This is a genomic window from Vibrio sp. 10N.261.52.A1, assembly GCF_002876325.1.
Lineage (GTDB): Bacteria > Pseudomonadota > Gammaproteobacteria > Enterobacterales > Vibrionaceae > Vibrio > Vibrio chagasii.
In genome coordinates, this window is the sequence record NZ_MCYD01000227.1 from 1 (window position 1) to 290 (window position 290).

Genomic DNA, 290 nt, shown 5'->3' on the forward strand with positions numbered 1-290 from the left:
ATGGTATCCATTACCTGAAACTCTAGACCATCCTTAGACTCATCTCGGATCAGAACCTTCTTAGGTATATTATTTTTTAATAATATTTGGTCGAAGGTTTCATCCAAATAATCCAATGAAGCGCTCATCTCATCAGATATTGCTGTCATTTTCACCAAAGCTAAACGAAAAGCAGCTTTATCATCACCTTGAGAACAAGCATGGTAGATCTCTACCTCTCTCGTAGCATCACTAAGTACTTTAGCTATATTAAATTCATCTAAGCTGTCGTGAATATTCCCACTTAACGC

Annotated in this window: 1 protein-coding gene; it reads right to left on the reverse strand. The window is 36.9% G+C overall.

The window, feature by feature from the left end:
• Window positions 1-290: hypothetical protein (locus BCT81_RS02965; RefSeq protein WP_133152507.1), on the reverse strand; the 290-nt coding region annotated here is incomplete at both ends.